The organism is Streptomyces sp. RLA012, from assembly GCF_056270325.1.
On the sequence record NZ_JBWDPA010000002.1, the window covers coordinates 5,583,759 to 5,599,944 of the forward strand.

Below are 16,186 nucleotides of genomic sequence, written 5' to 3' on the forward strand. Positions count from 1 at the left end.
TCCCATGGCATGGCCTTCCCCAGCGTCCGACGGCCGCGCGCTCGTCTCCATCGATGCCCATGCCGATGCCGAGCCCTCGGGTGCGGTGCCCTCGGGTGCGGTGCGCTCGGTGACGGTGCCGCTCGACGCGCGTCTGAACGACGCGGTGCACGACACCGCCCGCCGGCACGCCACCACGGCGCACACGGTGGGACTCGCGGCGCTCGCGGTCGTCCTCGACCGCCGCGGCGACACGGTCCCCGCCGTGGCCGACACCCTCGCCGCGGGCGGGACCGAGGCCGTACCGGTCCTGGTGCGGATACCGGCGGGAAGCACGCGCTCCACCCTGCTCGCCGAGACCCGGCGCTCGTACGACGGGAGCGGGACGCGGCGCGACACCCCGCGGGCCGGGCAGCGGGACCTGCCCGCGCGGCGGGTGCTGTTCCGTCACACGGCCGCCGGCTCCGACCCGGTCTTCGTCCCTCCCGGCACCGCGTACGAGCTGACGACGGACCTCCGGGAGACGGGCGGCGCCGCCGAGCTGACGGCCGCGTACGACAGTTCGCGGTACGCCGAGGCGGACGTCCGGCGCTTCCTCGGCGAGCTGCGCACGGCGCTGAGCGCGCTGACCGCCGCGGAGGACCGCGTGGTGGACGACATCGCCCTGGTCGTCGGTGCCGAGCGGGAAGAGCTGCTCGCCCTCGGCCGCGGCGCCCTGCTCCCCACCGCCGAACGGGAACCGGTGCACGTGTCGGTGCGGCGGCGCGCCGCCGAGAACCCGGGAGACGTGGCCGTCGTGGCCGGTGAGGGCCGGATCGACTACGCCGCGCTCGACGCGTGGGCGGGGGCCGTGAGCGGACGGCTGCGGGCTCTCGGGGTCGGACCGGGCGACCGGGTCGGTGTGCTCGCGGAACCCTCCGTCGCGATGGTCGCGGGGGTGCTGGGCATCCTGCGCGCCGGCGCCGCCTACGTACCGGTGGATCCCTCGCATCCCGACGAGCGCGTGGCGGAGGTGTTCTCCGATGCCGCGGTGGCCGCCGTGGTCACCGCCGGCGGACTGGAGACGCGCGCCACCGCGCTCGGCCTGCGGGCCGTGTGCGCCGAGAACGCCGAGGCGGGCACGGACCGCGACGGGGACGGGGACAGGGACGAGCAAGGGGGAGGGATCCCGCCCGTACCGTGCGGGGCGCACGACCCGGCCTACCTGATCTACACCTCCGGCACCACGGGCGAGCCGAAGGGAGTGGTCGTCGAACACGGCCAGCTGGCCGCCTCGACCCTGGCCAGGCGCGCCGTCTACCCGGGCCGCCCGGTGTTCCTGCTGGTGTCCCCGCTCGCCTTCGACTCCTCCGTGGCGGGGCTGTGGGGCACGCTCACCGCGGGCGGGCGGCTGGTGGTCGCGCGGCGCGACGAGGTGCGCGACCCGGAACGGCTGGTGGCGCTCGTGGAGCGGCACGGGGTGACCCACCTCCTGTGCGTCCCCTCGCTGCACGGTGTGCTGCTGGACGCGGCCGAACGCCTGGGCGCCCATCGACTGCGTTCGCTGACCACCGTGGTGGTGGCGGGCGAGCCGCTGTCGGAGAACCTTTCGGCACGTCACTTCGGCGTACTCGGCGAGGGGGTCTCGCTCGTCAACGAGTACGGGCCCACGGAGACGACGGTCTGGGCCAGCTACCGGCACTTCCGCCGGGCGGCTCGCCCGGACATCGGTGGCCCGGTGCCGGGGGCCGAGCTGTACGTACTGGACGACCGGCAGCGTCTGCTCCCCCGGGGAGTGACCGGCGAACTCGCCATCGGCGGCGCCGGAGTCGCGCGCGGCTACTTCGGCCGGCCCGACGCCACGGAACGGGCCTTCGTCCCCAACCCCTTCGCCGACGACGACCGGGCACGGATGTACCGCACGGGCGACCTCGTCCGCTGGAACGCCGAGGGCACCCTGGAATTCGTCGGCCGCCGGGACCACCAGGTCAAGATCCGCGGACACCGGGTCGAACTCGGCGCGGTGGAAGCCGCACTGGGCCGTATCCCCGAGGTCGGCGACGCCGTGGTCGTGCCGGACGGCGCCCGCACCGCACTCGTCGCCTTCGTGCTCGCGCCGCCGCGGACCGAGCCGGAGCAGCTCCGGGCGGCGCTGGCCGACGCGTTGCCGCCCGCCATGCTCCCCTCGCGGATCCGCGTCCTGGACCGCTTCCCGCGCACCGTCAACGGCAAGACCGACCGGGCGGCACTCGCCGCCATGGCCGACGACACGCCCCCGCGCACCGCCCAGCAGCCCACCCCCGCAAACGCACCCGCGCCCACGCCCGCCACGGCCACGCCCACCGCCACGGACCTGACCGCCCGTGTCGCCGCGGCATGGGCCGAGGTGCTGGGGGTCCCGGAGGTGCCGACGACCGTCAACTTCTTCGACCTCGGCGGGCATTCACTGCTGATGTTCCGGCTCCAGGACGCCTTGGAGACGCACACCGGCGTACGGCCCTCTCCCGTCGACCTCTTCCGGCACACCACGGTCGCCGCCCAGACCGGTCTCGTCCGTGAGAGCGCCGGCAACGGCACCGGCATCGGCACCGGCACCGGCACCGGCACCGGCGACTCCACCGGTCCGCAGCCGCGCGGCCGGGACCGCCGCAACCTGGCCCTCCAGGCCCGCAGGAAGCGCGCTTCCCGTCTGGAGGAGGCGAGGTGACCGGCGGCGGCGAGACCATGACCGACGACCGCGCCCTGGACCGCGACCGCTCGCTGGACATCGCCGTCACCGGCATGTCGGGGCGGTTCCCGGGAGCGCCCGACATCGCGTCCCTGTGGCGCTCCGTCCTGAACGGCGAGGTGCTGACGACCCGGTTCGGCGCCGAGGAACTGGCGGCGGCCGGGGTGCCGGACCATCTCTCCACCGCCCCCGGGTACGTGCCCGTGCACGGCGCCCTCGCCGACCCCCACCGCTTCGAGTACGAGCTGTTCGGCATCAGCCCGCGGGAAGCCGAACTGATGGACCCGCAGCACAGGCTGATGCTGGAGGCCGCCTGGGCCGCGCTGGAGGACGCCGGCCGCGCGCCGAACGCCTCCGGACCGACCACAGGTGTGTACGCGTCCGCCAGCAGCAGCGGCTACCTCCGCGCCATGCTCACCTCCGGCACGCTGGACCACTCCGGCATCGAGCAGGCGCTGCGGGCCAACGAGCCCGACTACATGGCCACCCGTATCGCCTACCGGCTCGGTCTGACCGGCCCCGCCCTCAGTGTGCTGACCGCCTGTTCGTCGTCCCTGGTGGCGGTGCACCTGGCGGTGCAGTCGCTGCTCCAGGGCGAGTGCGACCAGGCCGTCGTGGTCGCCGCCTCGGTCGGCCACCCGCAGGCCGGCCACCTCCATGTGCCGGGCGGCATCCTCTCGGCCGACGGCGTCTGCCGGCCGTTCGACGCCGAGGCCGACGGCACGCTGGCCGGCTCGGGTGTCGCGGCCGTGGTGCTGCGCCGCTACGAGGACGCCCTCAAGGACGGCGCGCCGCTGCACGGCGTGATCCTCGGCTCCGCCGTGAACAACGACGGCGCGGCGAAGGCGGGTTACCACGCCCCGTCCGCGGAGGGCCAGGAGGCCGTCATCCGGTCGGCGATGTCCGCCGCGGACGTGCCGGCCGACTCCTTGGGCTATCTGGAGGCGCACGCCACCGGAACCCGGATCGGCGACCCCATCGAGTGGTCGGCCGCGACCGCCGCCTACCGCGGGATCGGCGCCCGCCCGGGGCAGATCGCCGTGGGCGCGGTCAAGGCCAACATCGGGCACCTGGACGCCGCTTCCGGACTGGTGTCCCTGGTGAAGGCGCTGCTCGTCCTCAAGGAGGGCAAGGTGCCGCCGGTGGCCGGGTTCCACCGCCGCAACCCCCTCCTGGAGGACGACGGGTCGCCGCTGAGCGTGCCGACGGCCGGCCGCGACTGGGACGGGCCGACGCCGCGCCGCGCCGGGGTCAGCTCCTTCGGGGTCGGCGGCACGAACGTCCACGTGGTCCTCGAACAGCCCCCGGCACGTCCGGTGTCCCCGGACCCGGCGCACGAGGACCGTCTGCTGGTGCTCTCCGCCGCGAGCCCCCGCGCGCTGCGGGACTCGGCCCGCCGGGTCGCCGCCGTTCTCGCCCGGGCGGCGGAGAACGCGGCGACTGCGGACTCCGCGTCGGTCGTCGACACCGCCCACACCCTGGCGGCCGGGCGGGCGGCGCTCCCGCACCGGCTCGCGGTCACCGGCCGCGCACCGGCGGAACTGGCCCGGCGGCTGACGGAGGCGGCCGATCGCGTCCCGGACACCGCCGCCGGCACCGCCGCGAAGGCCGTCCGGCGGGCGTCCGGTCCGTTGCCGGTGGTCTTCCTGCTGCCGGGCCAGGGCAGCCAGTACCCGGCCATGGCCCGTCCGTTCGGTCAGGTGCTCCCGGGCTTCGCCGACGTACTGGAGGAGTGCCTGCGGGCGTTCGGCCCGGACCTGGAGCGACGGCTGCGGCCTGCCCTCCACGACCCGGACCACCCGGCGGCGGAGACGACACGGACCGAACTCGCCCAGCCCATGCTGTTCGCGGTCGGGTACGCGGCGGCCCAGGCCCTGCGGGGACTGGGCGTCGAACCGGCCGCGCTGGCGGGTCACAGCCTCGGCGAGATCACCGCCGCCTGTGTGGCCGGTGCCCTCGACCTGCCCTCCGCCGCCGCCTTCGTCGCGGCGCGCGGGCGGGCGATGCAGGCCTGCCCGCCGGGCGCCATGCTCGCCCTCGGCGCGAGCGAACGGCAGGCCGAGGCGCTGCTGGCGCAGGCCGCGCCGCACATCGGGGGCGAGTTGGAGATCGCGGCGGTCAACACGCCGGACAGTTGCGTCGTCGGCGGTCCGGCGGCCCGCGTCGAGGCGTTCCGGGACTGGCTCGCCGGCCGCGTCCCGACCCGCCGCCTGCACACCAGCCACGCCTTCCACACCTCCCTGCTCGAACCCGCGGTGGACGAGGTGCGCCGGGCGGCCGAACAGCTGCGTACCGGCCCCGTCGGGATTCCGTACGTCGCCAACGCGACGGGAGGGATCGTCGCCGCCGGAACCCGGATCGACCCCCGGTCGCTGGTGGCGCAGATGCGCGGCAGGGTGCTGTTCGGTCCCGGCCTGGACGAGCTGGCCGAACGCTTCCCGGGGGCCGTCGCCCTTGAGGTCGGACCGGGGCGCGCGCTGGCGCCGGCGGCCGAGGCGGCCGGACTGACGGCCGTGTCCCTGGCACCGGGGCGCGGACCGCACCCGGTCCAGGAGATGCTCGGAGCCCTCGGTGAACTGTGGGCGGCCGGTGCGGCGGTCGACGTGGCGCGGCTGTGCCCGTCCGGCCGGCTGACCCATCTGCCCGGATACCCGTTCCACGGCCCGGCCCTGGTCGCGCCGGAGGCGTCCGTCCCTACGCCGGGTCGCACGCCCGCCGCCCGATCCGAGGAGCCCCGCCGGCCCGAGGCGGTGAGCGGTGCCGGGGCGGCCGCGCCGGACCCCGCGCGGACGTCCGCCCCGGTGGCCCCTCGCCTCCTCGTGGCGGACCTCTGGCGGGAGTACCTGGGGCACACGGACATCCCCGCGGACGCCGACTTCTTCGACTGGGGCGGTGACTCGCTGCTGATCACGAGGGTGGCCCGGCGCCTCGGACAGGACCTCGGCGTGCCGGTCCCGCCCCGCGACCTGATGGCGGCCCGCACCCTGGCCCGGCAGTCGCGTCTGGTCGAGGACCTCGTGGCCGGCGCGGTTCCCGGCAGGCAGGAGGTGGCGTGATGACCTGGCTGCAGTGCCCGCGCCCCCGCCCGTACGCCCGGCAGCGTCTGATCTGTTTCCCGCACGCCGGTGGCTCCGCCTCCTTCTACCACGGGTGGGGATCCGCTCTGCCCGCGATGGAGGTCCACGCGGTCTGCTACCCGGGACGCGCCGCCCGTATCGACGATCCGCCGCCGACCGATCTGACGGCGATGGCCGAGGAGATCGCCACGGCCGTCGAGTCGCTCACCGACGACCTGCCGGTGACGCTCTTCGGCCACAGCATGGGCGCGGTGGTCGCGTTCGAGACCGCGCGGCTGCTCCAGGACCGTGGGGCCGCCCCCGGGCACCTGTACGTCTCCGGCTCCCGCAGCCCGCGCCTGAGCCGCGTGCGGCCCGACGGCGACGACGGTGCCGACGGCTCCGCCACCGGCGGGTACGACCCGGACGCCGTCACCGAGGAGCTGCTGGCCCTCGGCGGCACGGACGCCGAACTCCTGGCCGACCCGGCGTTCCGGGAACTCGTACTCCCCTACGTCCTGGGCGACTTCCGCATGTTCGACGCCTACGCGTACCGCCCGGGCACACCCCTGACGTGTCCGGTCACCGCCGTCGTCGGTGCCGCGGATCCGCAGGTCAACGCCGTCCAGTCCGAGGCCTGGCGCGAGGTGACGGACGGTCCGTTCCGGCAGCTGACCGTGCCGGGCGACCACTTCTATCTCGCCCACGAGCCGCCCTTCGCCCTGCTCACCGGAACAGGAGTCCCGACATGACCCAGACCATCGACACGCAGGCCACCGACACCCACGCCACCGACACACTCGCCGCGGAGGCCCGCTACCGGCCCGTCCTGGAGAACCAGGCCAAGAGCCCCACGCTGAGGGACATCTACGAGCGCGTGTACGGCACCGACTACCCGCAGGACATCGACCCCTTCGGCTTTCTGACCCGGTCCGAACTCCGGTACATCTCCGGCCGGCTTGAGCTGGCGCCCGGCGGCCGGCTGGTGGACCTGGGCTGCGGGCGGGGCGGCCCCGGGATGTGGCTGGCCCGGGAGGCGGGCGCCGAGGTGGTCGGCATCGACGTCGCCCCCGAGGGCATCGCCGAGGCCCGCTCCCGGGTGGCCGACTTCGGTCTGCGCGGGCGGGCCCGCTTCACGGCGGCGAGCTGCACCGACACCGGTGAGGCCGACGACGCGTTCGACGCCGCCGTCAGCATCGACGCACTGTGGATGATCACCGACAAGGTGGCCGCGTTCCGTGAGATCGCCCGCATCCTGCGTCCCGGTGGCCGGCTCGTCTTCAGTACCTGGCAGCCGGAGTACCTGGACTACGGCTGGTTCCTGGACGCCGCCGGTCTCACCGAGGTGAACCGGCTGCACGTGGAGGGCTGGCGGGACCGGCAGACCGCCGTCTACGAGGAGATCCTGTGGCGACGCGACGCCCTGACCGAGGAACTCGGCGCCGCGGCCGCGGCGGTCCTGATCACCGAGGCCACGGAGACGCCCGCCATGCTGCCGACCACCCAACGCATCGTGGTGACCGCGACACGCGCCGGGTGACGGCTCGGCCGGTCAACTGTAAAGAACCTTGATTCCTGCTCCGGCATCGGCGGCAACGACATCGGCTTCAGCTCGCTGATCACCACCTGCGTCAAGGCGGGCATGTTCTACGAGGCGACCGGCCGCGGCACCTACACGGGGGACGACGCGCCGTGCCGGGGCAAGTACGTCTCCGGCGACACCGACGACGTACAGCGGAAGATCGACACGGCCGGGGAGCGGCTGTCCGAAGCGCCGGCCGAGGTGCGGCGCCGCGCCCCGCACGCCCGGGTCTATGTCGTCGGATACCCGGCGATCCTGCCGTCCCGAGGCACCGGCTGCGACGACGACCTGACCATCGCCCCCGAGGACGCGACCTATCTCGACGACAAGGAACAGCAGCTCAACACCGTGCTGCGCAAGCGGGCGGAGGCGGCCGGGGCCGGATACGCCGACACGTACATGCCGTCTCTCGGCCGTGACGCCTGCTCGGACAAGGACACCCGCTGGATCGAACCGCTGCTGCCCCGGCTCCCCGCCGCCCCCATGCACCCCAACGAGCGCGGCGCCCGCGGCATGGCCGACGCCGTGCTGCGCACCCTCGGCACCCAGGAGTGAGCGACCCCCACCAAAAACGCAGGTGCCGGACCGCACGTTCACGGTCCGGCACCTCACCGACTCCCTCAGGCACTCACCGTCTGCCGGCCCCCGACCTCCCCGCACCGGCCGTCGCGCCCACTCCCCTGGGCGTGAGGTACCCCGCCCCCGCATTCCCGGACCACGGACACGATCCGTCGGCGCCGGATGCGGAACGAACGCGGGGACCAGTGTGCCCAACACCGTCCGGGGCACGCGGCTGAGCACGGGACCTGGCAACAGGACTCACTCCCGCTCAGTCCTTAGGAACGGTGCCCGCGGCACGCGGCGCTTTCCTTGCAGCCGTCTTGCAGCAACCTTGCCGGGACCTCGGTCTTCTCGACAGGGCACGTCGCGCGGGACACGGCGCCGGGCGCGGCGGCGGGCGCGGCGGCGGGCGCGGCGGCGGGCGCGGCGGCGGGCGCGGCGGCGGGCGCGGCGGCGGGCGCGGCGGCGGGCGCGGCGGCGGGCGCGGCGGCGGGCGCGGCGGCGGGCGACGCCACTTCGTGGATCCTGGGCGGGTACGGCGGCGGCATGATGGCCGGTATGCGTATCCGAATCGATGCCGTCGACCTGCCCGGCCGCACCTGTCCCGCCCCCGCCGACAGCGCCGTCCCGGCGTACGGCAACATCCACGTCGCCGTGCAGCGCCGGGACCGTCCGGCCGAACTCCTTGAGCCGCAGCCCGGGGACGCCGCGTCCGCGACATGGACCCTGGAGTGCACCGCTGTCACCTCGCCGACCGGCACCGACGTCAAAGGCCCCTATGTGCAGGACCGTCTGGGCCGCCGGTTCATCTACCTGTCGTGGGGCACGGTCGACGAGGCGGGCCTCTTCACGATGTTCCGCCGCGCCAAGCTCATGCTCGACGTCGTCCCCGCCGAGGTCCTCGCCGCCGCCGCACAGGACGGTCTGCTGGTCGGACGCCTCGGCCTGACCGACGCGGGCGGCCACCCCTTGTGCGCGCGGGTCGAACCCCCGCACATCACCTGGACCGCCGAACCCGCCCACTAGGACCTGTCCGGCGCCCAGGTCTTACCGAGCGGTGACATCACGGGCGCGGTGCGGTCGTGAGGTGGGGTCGCGGTCCTAGCGTTCGTCGTATGCGAGTACTGGTCACCGGCGGTGCCGGGTTCATCGGGTCCCATGTCGTCCGGGCGCTGACCGCACGGGGGCACGAAACGGTCGTGTTCGACCTGCGCGACGGCCTGGACGTACGCGACGCCGAGGCGGTCGCGGCCGCCCTGCCGGGTGTGGACGCCGTATGTCATCAGGCGGCGATGGTGGGGCTGGGGACGGGCTTCGGCGACGCGGTCGAGTACGTGTCGCGCAACGACCTCGGTACGGCGGTGCTGCTCTCCGCGATGGCGGACGCGGACGTACGGCGGCTGGTGCTCGCCGGGTCGATGGTCGTGTACGGCGAGGGCTCGTACGGGTGTGAGTGGCACGGGGCGGTACGGCCCGGCCCCCGGGCCGTCGCCGATCTGGCGGCGGGGCGGTTCGAGCCCCGGTGCCCGCGCTGCGGTGAGGAACTGACGCCCGGGCTGGTGGGCGAGGACGCTCCGGTCGACCCCCGGAACGTGTACGCGACGACCAAACTGGCCCAGGAGCATCTGGCGGCGGCCTGGGCCCGGTCGACGGGCGGCTCGGCGGTGTCGCTGCGCTACCACAACGTGTACGGCCCGGGGATGCCGCGCGACACCCCGTACGCCGGGGTCGCCTCCTTCTTCCGGTCCGCGCTCGCGCGGGGCGAGGCGCCGTGTGTCTTCGAGGACGGCGGGCAGCGACGGGACTTCGTGCACGTACGGGATGTGGCGGCGGCCAATGTGGTGGCCCTGGAGGCGGGTTCGGGTGACGGGGCGCTCACGGCGTACAACACCGGGAGCGGGGAGCCGCACACGGTCGGCGAGATGGCGCGGGCGCTGGCCACCGCGTACGGCGGGCCCGAGCCCGTCGTGACCGGGGAGTACCGCCTGGGGGACGTACGCCACATCACGGCGGACTCCTCGCGGCTGCGGGCCGAGCTGGGGTGGAAGCCGGAGGTCGGGTTCCCGGAGGGAATGCGCGAGTTCGCGACGGCAAGGCTGCACGGGGAGCAGTGAGTGGTTGCTCGGAGGGTCGGCTCACGTCTCCGCCATGGGGAGGGTGACCTCGAAGCGGCAGCCGCCGGGGACGTTGTGGACGGCGGCCCGGCCCTGGTGGGCCTCGACGATGCCGCGGACGATCGCGAGGCCGAGGCCCGCTCCGCCGGGTGGCGTACGCGCGTGGGTGCCGCGCCAGCCGGTGTCGAAGACGCGCGGGAGGTCCTCCTCCGGGATACCCCCGCAGCCGTCGGTGACGGACAGGACGACGCCCGCGTCGGACCGCTCGGCGGCGACCGCGACCGTGCCGTCGGCCGGTGTCCGGCGGATCGCGTTGACGAGGAGGTTGCCCAGGACGCGGCTCATCTCCTTGCCGTCCACCTCGACCGGCACCGCCACGACCCGGTCGCCGACCAGCCGTACGCCGTGCTCGCGGGCGAGCGGGTCCGCGCCCGCGAGGGCGTCGCCGACGAGGTCGTAGACGGAGATCCGGGAGGGGGACAGGGCGAGGGTCCCGGCGTGTATGCGGGAGAGTTCGAAGAGGTCGCCCACCATGGCGTTGAGGCGCTCGACCTCGGTGCGGATCTGGCGGAAGTAGCGGTCGGGGTCGGCCGCCACGCCGTCCTCCAGCGCCTCCGACATCGCGCGCAGCCCGGCGAGCGGGGTGCGCAGGTCGTGCGAGATCCAGGCGACGAGTTCGCGGCGCGAGGTCTCCAGGGCGCGTTCGCGTTCGCGGGACTCGGCCAGCTTCGCGCTGGTGGTCTGCAGTTCCCGGCTCAGCGCGGCGAGTTCGGCCGTGGCCGGCCCGGCGGGGGCCGCGAAGTCGCCGCCCTCGCCGAAGGAGCGGGCGGCCAGGGTGAGCGCCCGGCTGCGGGCGACCACCCAGCGGCCCAGCAACAGCGCGGTGGCCAGCGAGACGACGGCCGCCATGGCCACGACGGTCGTGACGACGCTCAGATCGTGCGAGGACAGGAACATCGCCCAGGCCACGGCCAGTGTTCCCGCGAGCATCGCGGTGACCGCCACGGCGGCGACGACCGCGAGGGACGCGGTCAGCGACCGCCGCCGGAGCAGCCACAGCGCGCCCGCGCCGAGCAGTCCGGCCGCGGCGGCGCCGAGGAAGGCGTAGAGGACGATGAGCAGCATGTCGTGCAGGGAGTGCGTGGCGTGCATGGTCAGACCGTCTCCTCGCTGGGCGCCGGGTCCTCGCGGGACGCCGGGTCGTCGCCGGGCGCCGAATCCTCGCCGGGCGCCGGGTCCTGGAAGCGGTAGCCGACGCCCCACACCGTCTGGATCAGCCGCGGTCTCGCCGGATCGTCCTCGACCTTGCCGCGCAGCCGCCGTACGTGGACCGTGACCGTCGACAGATCGCCGAAGTCCCAGCCCCACACCTCACGCATCAGGTCCTCGCGGCCGTACGCCCGGCCGGGGTGGCGCAGAAGGAAGGCCAGCAGGTCGAACTCGCGGATGGTGAGGGCGAGTTCCTCGCCGTTCTTGGTGGCGCGGCGGGCGGCGGGGTCGAGGGTGAGACCGGCCAGGCGCAGGGGGCGGGCCCCGGCGGCGGGCCGGGTGCGGCGCAGCACCGACTCCACCCTGAGCACCAGCTCACGGGGGCTGAAGGGCTTGGTGACGTAGTCGTCGGCCCCCACCTCCAGGCCCAGGATCCGGTCGTCCTCGTCACCGCGCGCGGTGAGCATGATGACCGGCACGGGCCCGTGGCCGCGCAGTCTGCGGCACACCTCAAGGCCGTCCATCCCGGGCAGCATCAGATCCAGCACCACCAGGTCCGGCCGGTGCGCGGCGGCACGGGCGAGCGCGGCGGGTCCGTCCGGGGCCCGGTCCACGAGGTATCCGGCGCGGTCGAGGTAGCCGGAGACGACCTCGGCGACGGTGGGGTCGTCGTCGACGACGAGGACACGGGCCGCCTCCCCGTTCCCGCTCGGGGCGGGTCCGGCACCCGGGGCTGCGGAAGGCCCGGCACCCCGGGCTGCGGAAGGCCCGGCACCTGCGGATTCGTACGGCTGCTGCATGGATCCAGCCTCCCACCGGCCGCATCCGCGTGCCGCGATCCGGCCGCGACGTCCGTGTTTCGTAAGGACCCGAAGTCCGATATCTCCCTTTCGTTCTCGTAGGGTGAACGCCGTGACGACCTTCCCCCCGACGGACCCGGAAGTCGACGTGGTCCTCCCCTGTCTGAACGAGGCCGAGGCGCTGCCCTGGGTCCTCGCCCGCATCCCGCAGGGCTGGCGCGCCCTGGTCGTGGACAACGGCTCCACGGACGGTTCGGCGGAGCTGGCCCGCGGTCTCGGCGCGAGGGTCGTGCGCGAGACGCGGCGCGGGTTCGGCGCCGCCTGCCACGCCGGGCTGCTGGCCGCGACCGCCGACATCGTGTGCTTCTGCGACTGCGACGCCTCACTGGACCCGTACCGGCTCGTGCCCTTCGTGCGCGAGGTGCGGGGCGGCGAGGCCGACCTCGTGCTCGGGCGGCGCCGCCCGCAGGGCCGGGGCGCCTGGCCCCTGCACGCCCGGGCGGGCAACCTCGCGCTGGCCCGGATGCTCCGGCGCCGCACCGGTCTGCGTCTGCACGACCTCGGCCCCCTGCGCGCCGCCCGCCGCGAGCCGCTGCTCGCCCTCGGGCTCACCGACCGCCGCAGCGGCTACCCCCTCCAGATGGTCGTCCGCGCCGCCGACGCCGGCTGGCGCGTCACCGAGCACGACGTGCCGTATCTGCCGCGCACCGGCACCTCCAAGGTCACCGGAACCTGGCGCGGCACCTGGCAGGCGGTACGGGACATGCGGCGCGTGCTGGCCGAGCCGCCCGCCCCCGGATCCCGCACTCCCGTCCCGTCCCTCGCCCCTTCCCGTTCCCGTTCCCTTTCCCTTTCCCGTCCCCCCGCCGACGATCCTTCGCACGCCCCTTCCCACGATCCTTCCCACGATCCTTCCCAGGGAGGAACCGCCCAGTGACGACCCTCCTCGTCATCGCCAAGGAACCGCGACCGGGACGGGTGAAGACCCGGCTCACCCCGCCGTTCACCCCCCGGGAGGCGGCACTGCTCGCCGAGGCGGCCCTCGTGGACACCCTGCGTACGGTGGCGGCGACACCCGCACGGCGCCGCGTACTGGTGCTCGACGGAGCCGCGGGCCCCTGGCTGCCGACCGGCTTCGAGGTCGTACCGCAGTGCGCGGGCGGGCTCGACGACCGGCTGGCCGCCGCGTTCGCGGGCTGCGACGGGCCCGCGCTGCTCATCGGCATGGACACACCGCAGGTGACACCGGAGCTGCTCACCGTGGACTTCGCCGACTGCGGGGCGTACTTCGGACCGGCCGAGGACGGCGGCTTCTGGGCCCTCGGGCTCGCCGCCCCCGATCCCGAGCTCCTGCGCGGCGTGCCGATGTCGACGCCCACGACCGGTGCGGCGCAGCGGGAGCGGCTGGTCGCGGCCGGACTGCGCGTACGCGACCTGCCCCGCCTCCGGGACGTCGACACGGCCGCCGACGCGGCGGAGGTCGCCGCCGACGCGCCGCCCGGCAGCCGGTTCGCCGCCGAGCTCGGACGTCTGCGGACGGCCACGGGACGATGAGTACCGCGAGTACCGCGAGTACCGCGAGTACCGCGAGTACCGCGAGTACCGCGAGTACCGCGCACGGGACGACGACACCGCCGGGGATCACCGGCGCGCGACCCTGGTCCGCCGACCCCTACTCCGACGCGCTGGTCACCGGGCGGGGCCCGCTCTTCCTGCGGCGGGCCGACGGCTGGCTGCTGCCCCTGGAGGTGGAACGCTGGTGCGCACGGGCCGACGCGGTGGACCTGACCGTGCTGGGCCACTGCGAGGGGGCCGTGCTCGACGTGGGGTGCGGGCCGGGGCGGCTCGTCGCCGAACTCGCCGCCCGGGGCCGGCCCGCACTCGGCATCGACGTCAGCGAGGCGGCCGTCGAGCACACCGTGGGGCTCGGCGGCCAGGCCCTGCGACGCTCGGTCTTCGAACCGCTCCCGGGTGAGGGCCGCTGGGACACCGCCCTCCTCCTCGACGGCAATGTCGGCATCGGCGGCGACCCGGCCGCCCTGCTCCGCCGGATGGCCCAACTCATCGCTCCCGACGGGCTGTTAATCGTCGAGACCCTCGCGGACGTGGACGTCGACGAACGCGTCAGCGTCCGTATCGTCCGGGCCGCCGAACCCCGGAGCGCGGCCGGCCCGGCCTTCCCCTGGGCCCGTCTCGGCACCCCGGCCCTGCTCCGGCGCGCGGCGCGCGCGGGCTGGCGCCCGGCAGGTCAGTGGACGGCCGGCGGCCGCTCCTTCGTCGCCCTGCGCAACCACGACCGCCGCGACCGCCACACGAGCAGCACGGCCGAACCTCCGAACAGCACCACCGTGATCAGCAGCCAGCGGGCCAGGAAGCCGTCGCCGGAGAGGCCGGTGCCGGACCGGTAGTGGGCCGCCATCTGCCCGCTGATCAGGGGAAACCACATCAGCAGCAGAAGGCAGGAAAAGGCCGCCGGGAACCGGACGTAGAGCGTCCACTCCCGGTGGCCGACCGCGTCCACCCCCCGCGTCACGGCCCGGTCGGCCGCCGCGTACAACGGCACCAGCACCAGGTCGTGCAGCACCGCCGCGCCCACGAACCACAGCGCCACCCCGAACCAGTCCCCCGCGAGCAGCCGCACCCCCGCGTACCCGGCGAGCGCGAACGAGCAGGCGAACAGCAGGACTTGCAGCGGACTGCCGAGCAGCTTCCGGTACTCGTGTCGCATCGCACGTCTCCGGTCGTGTCGCATCACAGGGCTCCAGTCGTGTCGCATCACAGGGCTCCGAACGTCATCCGGGCCACCCACTTGGTGTTGAGCACGCCGGGCGCCGCGGGCACGATGACGCGCGCCGGGTAGCCGTGGTCGGGGGTCAGGGGCTCGCCGTTGGCGAACAGGGCGAGCAGGGAGCGCGGGTCGCGGACCTGGTTGTAGCGCAGGGCCGCGTGCCGGAACGCCCCGTGCCGCTGCAGCGACTCCACCAGCACATCGGGCGCCGTACCGTCCTCGTATCCGACCAGCGCCGCCAGGTCCCGCAGCCGTACCCCTCGCCACCACTGGTCGGAGGTCGACCAGCCCTCCACGCAGGCGATGGGCAGCGCCGAGCTGTACAGCGGGAGCCGTAGCAACTCGTCCCGGCTCAGCCGGACCGTGCGACCGCGCCCCTGGACGACCAGCCGCCACACCTCCCCGGCCGTCTCCCGCATGTCGATGCCGACCGCCGCGGCCGTCTTGTTGATCTGGAACCCGCCGGGACCGGAGCCCGGTTCGGGGCCGCCGTGCGGCGTGAGCACGGCCGTCTCGCGCAGCGGCCCGTCGAAGCTGCGGCCCGCCGTCGTGGCGAGCAGGAGCAGCGATCCGCCGCCGACGAAGCCGAGGGCACCGCGCCGCGCCACGGTGGGCGGGGCGGGGTCCGGGGCCACCAGCTCGTCGTCCGGCTCCGGGGGCCGGCCGTCCTCCCGGAGGTGGCGCAGATTGCGCAGCGCCATGGGCACCCGCAGCACCGCGTGCGCCACGAACGCGGCGAAGAACACCCACGCGCCGTAGAAGTGCAGCGGATAGAAGGAGCCGGGAAAGACGTAGTCGAGCTGGACGTTCAGCACGCCCGTCGTGAACTCGAACAGCGCGCCGCCGACCAGCAGGAGCAGCGAGATCCGCTCCAGGGCGTGCGCGAGCGAGCGCGCGGGCGGCAGCGTGAACAGCTTGGGCAGGACCGACCACAGCTTCGCCAGCAGTACGGGGATCAGCGTGATCCCGAGCGTGACATGGACGCCCTGGGTGAGCCGGTAGAGCCAGGGCGGGTCGGTCGGCCAGGAGAAGAGGTAGAAGCCGAGCAGGCCCTTGTCCGGGGTCATGTCGTTCACCGGCGCCAGGTTCGGGTTGTAGGCGGCGTACGACACGAGCCCCGTCACGAACAGCACCGTGATCCCGACGAGCAGCACGACGCCGAGCACCGAGGTGAACCAGGGGCCGCGCAGGGGGCTGCGCCAGAACGCGGGGGAGGAGGGGTTGCGTGGCATGTCCCGACCGTAGGGCGGGGGAGCCCGCCGAAAGGGTCCGTGAACCATGACGAAACGCTGACATCCACCCCAGCGGCGGCTCCGGCGGGCGGTCCCCGGCCTAGCGTGCCGGTGTGAACCGCGATCTTCCCCGCGAACCGCTCGACGACCATGACCAT

The 16,186-nt window shown here is 74.6% G+C and carries 13 protein-coding genes; 10 read left to right on the plus strand and 3 right to left on the minus strand.

The features are described 5' to 3' along the window. Positions 1-4 precede the first annotated feature (4 nt). From RV986_RS25515 to RV986_RS25545, 7 genes are all read left to right on the plus strand, one after another. Positions 5-2,665 (plus strand): non-ribosomal peptide synthetase, encoded by a 2,661-nt coding sequence (locus RV986_RS25515; protein WP_475919623.1) that lies wholly within the window; start codon positions 5-7, stop codon positions 2,663-2,665. Then, positions 2,662-5,742: a type I polyketide synthase gene (locus RV986_RS25520; protein ID WP_475919624.1), complete on the plus strand. Its 3,081-nt coding sequence runs from the start codon at positions 2,662-2,664 to the stop codon at positions 5,740-5,742. Before RV986_RS25515 ends, RV986_RS25520 begins: the two co-directional genes overlap by 4 nt. Continuing rightward, positions 5,742-6,494: a thioesterase II family protein gene (locus tag RV986_RS25525; RefSeq protein ID WP_475919625.1), complete on the plus strand. Its 753-nt coding sequence runs from the start codon at positions 5,742-5,744 to the stop codon at positions 6,492-6,494. The genes RV986_RS25520 and RV986_RS25525 overlap by 1 nt, the downstream gene beginning before the upstream one ends. Next, positions 6,491-7,282, plus strand: coding sequence for a class I SAM-dependent methyltransferase (locus RV986_RS25530; protein ID WP_475919626.1), 792 nt, complete (start codon positions 6,491-6,493; stop codon positions 7,280-7,282). Before RV986_RS25525 ends, RV986_RS25530 begins: the two co-directional genes overlap by 4 nt. Positions 7,283-7,327: 45 nt before the next feature. After that, a complete protein-coding gene (locus RV986_RS25535; RefSeq protein ID WP_475924423.1) occupies positions 7,328-7,879 on the plus strand; it encodes an SGNH/GDSL hydrolase family protein in 552 nt (183 codons plus the stop codon). Positions 7,880-8,431: 552 nt separating this feature from the next. After that, on the plus strand, positions 8,432-8,911 hold the full coding sequence (locus RV986_RS25540; RefSeq protein ID WP_475924424.1) for a DUF5990 family protein: 480 nt from the start codon (positions 8,432-8,434) through the stop codon (positions 8,909-8,911). Between the two features lie 89 nt (positions 8,912-9,000). Next, positions 9,001-9,999, plus strand: a complete 999-nt coding sequence (locus RV986_RS25545; RefSeq protein ID WP_475919627.1) for an NAD-dependent epimerase/dehydratase family protein — start codon at positions 9,001-9,003, stop codon at positions 9,997-9,999. Positions 10,000-10,020: 21 nt separating this feature from the next. Here RV986_RS25545 and RV986_RS25550 read toward each other — a convergent pair whose 3' ends face one another. Together RV986_RS25550 and RV986_RS25555 are read right to left on the minus strand one after the other, a co-directional pair. Beyond that, positions 10,021-11,133 (minus strand): sensor histidine kinase, encoded by a 1,113-nt coding sequence (locus RV986_RS25550; protein ID WP_475924425.1) that lies wholly within the window; start codon positions 11,131-11,133, stop codon positions 10,021-10,023. Between the two features lie 20 nt (positions 11,134-11,153). Beyond that, entirely contained in the window at positions 11,154-12,008 is an 855-nt protein-coding gene (locus tag RV986_RS25555; protein WP_475919628.1) for a response regulator transcription factor, read from the minus strand. Between the two features lie 103 nt (positions 12,009-12,111). On the opposite strand from RV986_RS25555, the gene RV986_RS25560 reads away from it, so the two are divergent. Genes RV986_RS25560 through RV986_RS25570 form a run of 3 tightly spaced genes read left to right on the plus strand, consistent with a single transcriptional unit; the run spans position 12,112 to position 14,416 of the window. Continuing rightward, the gene (locus tag RV986_RS25560; protein ID WP_475919629.1) at positions 12,112-12,945 is read left to right on the plus strand and encodes a glycosyltransferase family 2 protein; all 834 of its coding nucleotides are present in this window, start codon (positions 12,112-12,114) and stop codon (positions 12,943-12,945) included. Then, positions 12,942-13,562, plus strand: coding sequence for a TIGR04282 family arsenosugar biosynthesis glycosyltransferase (locus RV986_RS25565; protein WP_475919630.1), 621 nt, complete (start codon positions 12,942-12,944; stop codon positions 13,560-13,562). The genes RV986_RS25560 and RV986_RS25565 overlap by 4 nt, the downstream gene beginning before the upstream one ends. Then, entirely contained in the window at positions 13,559-14,416 is an 858-nt protein-coding gene (locus RV986_RS25570; protein WP_475919631.1) for a class I SAM-dependent methyltransferase, read from the plus strand. Before RV986_RS25565 ends, RV986_RS25570 begins: the two co-directional genes overlap by 4 nt. A gap of 367 nt (positions 14,417-14,783) precedes the next feature. Here RV986_RS25570 and RV986_RS25575 read toward each other — a convergent pair whose 3' ends face one another. Continuing rightward, positions 14,784-16,028, minus strand: a complete 1,245-nt coding sequence (locus tag RV986_RS25575; protein WP_475919632.1) for a molybdopterin-dependent oxidoreductase — start codon at positions 16,026-16,028, stop codon at positions 14,784-14,786. Between the last annotated feature and the right edge of the window lie 158 nt (positions 16,029-16,186).